We start from the raw sequence: 6,160 nt of genomic DNA on the forward strand, positions 1-6,160 counted from the left end.
TCCAGCTGAGCTACGGGTGCCTGAGCGTGATGAGATCACAGCACGAAAAAGCCTTAGCAAACCTTATAGCTCGCCGCAATTGCAGAAATTAAATGAAATGTGATTTTGGTGTTTTGTGCTGCGCTTCTTGCGCGTGATGTCTAAATAGCTGTGCCGGATATGTGCCTAAACGCCAGTCTCTGGTGGCAAACTTTTTATTCGCATTCTCAAATTGCGTCACGACCCGGAACGGATTCTTTCCTGCTTGACACATGGCAACGCTCAGTAAATATGGGCACTAACTTCATAGGATGCGTTCAATTGAAATTATCAAGAATATCAGCCCTCGGCTTACTTCTAACTTTAACTGCATGCCAAACTTCTGAACAACTTCAAGAGTCAATTTTAGCTGCAAAACCGGCGACCTCATCTATTAAGATGGCAATCGCAAGGGATGCCCGAGATTTTCTAGCCGATCCCTACTCAGTTCGCGACGCAGAAATATCCTATGTCCAGTTAAACAGCAGCACCGGCATCCATTGGCTATGTGTAAAGGCGAATGCCAAGAATCTTACGGGCGGGTATTCAGGACGCCAGGCGCTGGAAGTATTGGTGCGAGATGGAAAGCTAGTCGGAAACGTTCCAAATAGTCCCGCATGCAGTATATCGACATTACGCTGGCAGCCGTTCCCTGAACTTGAAGCGCTTCGTCAACTCTAGACAAGAGTGCACCTATGTAGCAGGCTACTAATTGAGTTACTGCACCTCAGGAAATGCGGATTTAGCATTAGTGAGCATGGCATAAGATGGCAAAGAAAGACCGCAGCAACGCCTACTTCATGAAGCGGCTGCAAAAAGAGTTTCCAAATATCTACGACGATTACAATGCTGGAAAATACTCGAGCCAACGCCAAGCTTTCATCGCGGCCGGATATGTAACCGAGCCAGATCGACTACAAGCCCTTCGCAAAGCATGGCGATGGGCGAGTTTCTCAGAGAGAGCTAAATTTCTGGCTGAGATCGGCGCAGTGACTCCTACCGCAACCTTGCCATCAATTATTGATGCAGAAGATCGATTGTTACCAGAAGCCAGAACCAAGTTAATAAGGCTTGGTTATGGAACAAAATTCAGGTCTGGGCATATCATGAAGCAGATCGGTGGCGATCCGTTAAACGCATCACTTGGCGGTGCAATGCACAACAATAGTATCATTGATCGCGATTTGGCTGCCAAGATTACAGTCTGGCTCAACAAACAAGAATGAAGGTAGTTATACCTACCCACTCCTTTTGTCGGGCTACTCACCTTTGACTCACAGAAACACCCTGGCGCGTTCCTCAGCGCTGGATGAACTTTGACAGCACCTAAATGCAAACACGCGCCTACGACTCTTATATTCAATACGGTTAAGGTTCTCACAGAATAGCAGGTGTCCGCACAACGAGCCGTGCTTGTTCTAGCAATCGTCCGATCCGTCTGGAATGTATCTGCGCCGTCTAGCATTTCTCATTGATGAATGGCTCTGCTCGGGTAGGTATCTCTATCCGGAACAACTGTTGCGTTCTTCTCACTCAGATTCTTCGCTCAGCTGACGCTTCAAATTCAGCCAACACCAATACGTATCGTGCCTTTCACGGCAAGGCTTCTGCACATCTCTGCCAAATCTTGGTCCCGGTTCGAGAAATAGATTGAGTATCTATCGAAGTGATTGGCATGGGTAGGCGTATCTACCCGTGACCGTTCAAAATAGACCTGCGCCAAGTGATCTATTCGTGGTCGAAAACGCGTCCGCAAAAGTTCAAAAACGACATTATTTTACCCGGAAAAAATTAAGCAAAAAAAATTTCCGGGCAAAAAGTTAAGCAGAATTAATTCCACTCAGTGGGTTTTTTTACAATGTGATACTGAATTTCACTTAATCGGATTAAGCAGCACCTCGGAAATTAAGATTCTAAAAACGACATCCAGAAGCCACCAGTCAGTGCTCAATATTTACCCGCACCATCACCCCGGAGAAGGTTTAAGGTTCCTATAGAATGAGCATCGGAACTCAGCCTCAACCCTGCTCTAATACGCTTCGAATTTCTAGGACTTCGACTTGTCCGCCTCGCCCATACTCTGTTTGACTCACAGAAGCTCCGTGGTGCGTTTTCTGGTGCAGAATGACGTAATGTAGCTGCGCGATACTGAAGCTCGCCAGCGAGTCTTAAAATGAATCTGCCGGAGGGTGCGATACAGTTGGTCTATCACTGACCATTGCGGCCGTTTTAAATTGTGGCAGGAATGTGTCCAAAGCACTCAAATTTCCCTCTTTTCCGATGAGTTCGACTGCAAATAAGACACAATCTTGCTGTAGGATTATATTCATCCGGTAGCTCACCGTGACCATCGCAAAATCCTCTTGAAGGCGGCGCCGGGAAATCTGACCGGGCACCTTTACCGCGAAATTCTGAATGCCCAATGACGAAAGCTCTGACCTGATTATGTCAACTTTCGGCGAAAGGTCGGATTGAAGGTAAGTCCCCTTTCGTGCCGCTACGATGTAGCGAACCGAGTAAGCGCAATAGCGCTTGGATTCGGAGAGTAATGGTTAGGTCGAGGGCTCCGCCTAACCGCCCTTGAGCAAGGCAACTCTCTTCACCATCTGTCACACGGAGTGTGTTGACTAATCCCCCTGCTACAAGACGGATAGACTTCTATCTTTCGTATAATTCATACAGCTTCATTAGCCTATTATACGTTCAGTTTTGTAGCAGGGGGATAGTTCTATCTACGGTGTGGGTTATAAGGTGTCGTTGGTTGTATTAGTGGTCCGCTGTCTGATTTAGAAACGTTGTTCTAATGGAATGATAAAAAGAAAGCAGAACAAGCGAAGCGAAGTTCTGCCCAAGGCCGAAGGCCGCGGAGGTGAGCGAAGCGAACCATACAATTTTGTACCTCACGTTGTCACAATGCTACCCCAACCTCTCAACCAAATCAGCAGCACGTAAATGGCTATAGCGTTGCAGCATCCGGAGTTCTTTGTGACCACTAATGGTTGCGGTTTCTATTACATTGAGACCACGTTCCAGCAATCTTGATATGGCTTCATGTCTCAAGTCATGAAACTTGAAATCTTCTAGTCCGGCTCTGGCACGTAAATGCCCCCACGCTTGCTGCACACCTGACTTTGTAGATGGCACCACGCGCTCGTCCACCTGCATCTGTTTGAACATAGCCAGCGCTTCCAACGCTCTTGTGCTGAGAGGTATGTCACGGCTTTCACCGTTCTTTGTCATGTCCAAATGTGCGATACGTTTTTCCATATCGACATCTGCCCATGTCAGCGATAGCATTTCGCCCTGACGCATCGCTGTCTCAATCGCCAGAATGATCAGTGGGCGCATGTAAGGACTGCGACCACTATCTGTTGCATCTAGCAGGCGTTGCTCTTCACCGGGCTCTAATCGTCTCTCACGACCACGCGGTGGTGATGGGCGGCGCACCATACGCACCGGGTTCTGCATCAAATGCACACCCCACTCTTTGCGTGCAATGTCTATAGCGTGTGCCATCGTGTTTAGCTCACGTATTACGCTGGACGGTGAAACATCCTTGAGGCGTTGATCGCGGTAAGTGGCAAGATCAGCAGATGAAAGCATTGAGAGCGTGCGGTGTGCGATATCGCGTTTCATCAATCGCTTAATGCGATAGGCTTCGGTGCGTGCGCTTTTCTTGTGCGGGGTAATGTCGGTCAAGTAACGCTCGAACAAATCCCGGAGCGTCATTTTCTCAGCCAAGCGCGTATCAAGCAGATTGCCGTTGCGGTCCAGCTCTGACTCCAGCGTGCGCGCCCATTTTTCAGCATCAGACTTTGAAGCAAAAGACTTGGCACGCGGTGCAATACCTTTACGTCTTACCTGTGCTTGCCACTTGCCTCTCAACCTGCGGATCGTCGCCATGAAGCACCTCCTTGAATTGTGCCTCATGTGCGTAGGACGCCACAAATGGGCCGCCAAGGGTTATTCCGGCGGCCTGAATCAATATGTTTAAAATTGAAGCATCTCACTTATTGGCTCCTTAAACGGATTGGGTGCACAACGGACAACGAATTCGCGAAGGGACAACAATGCTAGGGCCAGAGAATGCAATATGGGATGATGGCGAGTGGGTCAGTTGGGATGACATAAATCGCCAAATTAAAAATCAAGAATGGCGCGCCAAATACCCACAGGCAGATATACACCTCATACCTATATTTGAAGAGTTGCTAAGGGTGGCTGAAGATTACCACCGGACAACTGATTCTCACCTTCAAGTGTATGGCGATATTGGTGAACTATATGGCGCCATCACATACGGCATCAAATTGCACTCCAACTATGCCCAAGGTTCAGATGGTCGATTGGGAAATGATTACATCGAAGTGAAGACGATCAGCCCGTTCAAGCGTGGCAATGATGTCTTTCTAAATATGACGAGACATTTCAGCAAAGTCCTGCTGGTAAAAATCAATGAAGACTTCGAAATTGCCCACAAGCTCATTGCCCGGGCGGACCTTCCTAAGAGCAAATCTGTCAAGTTGCGTATTAATTGGAATGAATACTGATCGCATGACAACAAGATTTCCGTTGAAGAATCAACTTCGTGCAGATTAGTCGCCCCTGTCGCCACAATTGGGCCGCCGAGGGTTATTCCGGCGGCCAATTAAAAATGTATCTTAGCTATTCATTCGCCTCAGCTACAAGTATGTCGGCATACATATACATCAAACGCTTGTAGGTGGCTTGAGCTTCCAAATCACAGTTGGTGCTTGAGCGTCCGCGTTCCAACATTAAGTGTTGAGCCATAGTCCTCCGGAATGTGTCAGGATCAATACCCGGACTGGCTGCTACCGCTCCCATCACTACGAACTCATACAAAAAGCGTTCGTCTAGATTACAGTTCTCGGCATGAACCATTGCCAGCCCGTATTGGTTCATCAAGAGATACGTTGTCGTATCTAAACTGCTCTGTGCTTGTGCGCCGGCTGGAAAGAAAGACAGTGTTGACACGGCCATAGCCGCGACCAAAGATTTAGTGCACATGATGCGTTCCTCATTGTAATCATATCAAAAGCGATAGGATGAGGAATTTTCGGCAACAAGGATCAAAATGTGTGATCAAATTGTGCCGCTTGCTCGCGGCTCACATTGGGAGCTAGCCGGGCAATAAGTGCCAAGCCTTACAGGTCAAGGACTTCCGAAGCGTAGATTGAGCCAGAGAGCGCTGCGTTACTAAGGCAGCGCTCTTCGACGTCCGCTATGTTTCAGTTTCGACTGACAAGGGAGCCGTTTTAACGTGCGCTTAAAGCGCGTTACAAATAGTTGCAATAAAGGTCACAAATCTTCCAACCACCGTGTGAACATTAAATTTATATGACGATTTGCGGCCAAATTGACGCTAGGGTATTATTGTTACGAACAGAAACGCATTTCTGTATCTATGTTCAACTTTGGGGGAGAGAACTATGAAATCGATATCAACTTGGTTTTTCGCTACGGCGACAGTTTTTGCGCTTTGCGGAATGATATGGGGGATACAAATGTCGGCAAGCCATGACTATACATTTGCGCCTGCTCACGGTCATCTGAACCTAATTGGCTTTGTCGCAATGTCGATTTTCGGAACTTACTATGCTCTGACACCTGAGGCTGCGATGTCTAAAGTTGCAATGGTGCACTATTGGCTGGTTACGATTACCATCCTGATGCTTATTCCCGGGATTTTTCTGGCAATTTCTGAACAAAAAGAGACTTTGGCAATAATTGGCTCGATACTCGCAGTGATCTCGATGGCATTATTCCTATTTATGGTGTTGCGCTTCGGCGTTGGTGACCAGGCGAAAGCAGAGAAATAACTTCTACTGTGATTACTCAACAGGTGGGCTAAAGACATTCGCGGTTTGCGGATCAAGTCGCCGTTTAGTTAGTTTGAAACAACCTGTCTGAAAATGATGGTCGAGAGTTTTATGAAGGTCCAAAAGCAGATATGATCTAGAGTATTGCTAAGACTTAAAGGCACGCGAGTGGCAAAATCGTGCCGTTCCACGCGTTCAACTAGTTTCATTTATCCGGAAACTCAAGGCCAATAAGCCTTCCCAAAATGCCCAAAATTCAAACCTAGATCGGTTCGGAGGGCAGCGCTCTATCCAGCTGAGCT

General features: G+C 47.5%; 6 protein-coding genes. 4 read left to right on the forward strand and 2 right to left on the reverse strand.

What is annotated here, in order from left to right; all coding sequences use genetic code 11:
• Positions 1-300 precede the first annotated feature (300 nt).
• Together SU32_RS16895 and SU32_RS16900 are read left to right on the forward strand one after the other, a co-directional pair.
• Entirely contained in the window at positions 301-699 is a 399-nt protein-coding gene (locus SU32_RS16895) for a hypothetical protein (protein WP_144421192.1), read from the forward strand.
• A gap of 86 nt (positions 700-785) precedes the next feature.
• The gene (locus SU32_RS16900; RefSeq protein WP_054000558.1) at positions 786-1,244 is read left to right on the forward strand and encodes a hypothetical protein; all 459 of its coding nucleotides are present in this window, start codon (positions 786-788) and stop codon (positions 1,242-1,244) included.
• A 1,690-nt stretch (positions 1,245-2,934) separates the two neighbouring features.
• Here SU32_RS16900 and SU32_RS16910 read toward each other — a convergent pair.
• Entirely contained in the window at positions 2,935-3,921 is a 987-nt protein-coding gene (locus tag SU32_RS16910; protein ID WP_054000560.1) for an integrase, read from the reverse strand.
• Positions 3,922-4,088: 167 nt separating this feature from the next.
• On the opposite strand from SU32_RS16910, the gene SU32_RS16915 reads away from it, so the two are divergent.
• Complete coding sequence (locus SU32_RS16915) at positions 4,089-4,568, forward strand: hypothetical protein (RefSeq protein ID WP_054000561.1); 480 nt, start codon at positions 4,089-4,091, stop codon at positions 4,566-4,568.
• A gap of 115 nt (positions 4,569-4,683) precedes the next feature.
• Here the strand turns inward: SU32_RS16915 and SU32_RS16920 are convergent, their stop codons facing one another.
• Positions 4,684-5,046, reverse strand: a complete 363-nt coding sequence (locus SU32_RS16920) for a hypothetical protein (protein ID WP_054000562.1) — start codon at positions 5,044-5,046, stop codon at positions 4,684-4,686.
• A gap of 422 nt (positions 5,047-5,468) precedes the next feature.
• On the opposite strand from SU32_RS16920, the gene SU32_RS16925 reads away from it, so the two are divergent.
• Positions 5,469-5,858, forward strand: coding sequence for a hypothetical protein (locus tag SU32_RS16925; RefSeq protein WP_054000563.1), 390 nt, complete (start codon positions 5,469-5,471; stop codon positions 5,856-5,858).
• The last annotated feature ends 302 nt before the right edge of the window (positions 5,859-6,160 follow it).

Origin of the sequence: Ahrensia marina (assembly GCF_001293565.1) — a bacterium.
Classification (GTDB): Bacteria; Pseudomonadota; Alphaproteobacteria; order Rhizobiales; family Rhizobiaceae; genus Ahrensia; species Ahrensia marina.